Annotated in this window: 1 protein-coding gene; it reads right to left on the bottom strand. The window is 31.2% G+C overall.

Translation table 11 applies throughout. The features are described from left to right. Positions 1–250: hypothetical protein (locus tag IDG64_RS14630; protein WP_206171372.1), on the bottom strand; the 250-nt coding region annotated here is incomplete at both ends.

Raw genomic sequence — 250 nt, 5'->3', positions numbered from 1 at the left:
ATTTTATTTTCAAAAATATTGTGATATGCTACAAAATAGAGAAAAATAAATGGGGCGTTTATTAACATGGATACAAAAGACTTTAAACGTTTAGAAAAAATGTATTCCCCGCGATACTTACCTGGATCATCTGGCAATACCTTTTCATGAAAAACTTGTTGATAATTGAGATAAGCATTTTCCGTAAAAAAGAAATTATGATGTGCTAATTGCGGGTATTGGCAAGCAACACCTAAATGCATCACATATC

The organism is Staphylococcus sp. EG-SA-15 (assembly GCF_017151895.1).
GTDB lineage: Bacteria > Bacillota > Bacilli > Staphylococcales > Staphylococcaceae > Staphylococcus > Staphylococcus aureus.
The sequence above is the reverse complement of the archived record's forward strand: the minus strand, read 5'-3'. Positions and strand labels throughout refer to the sequence as shown.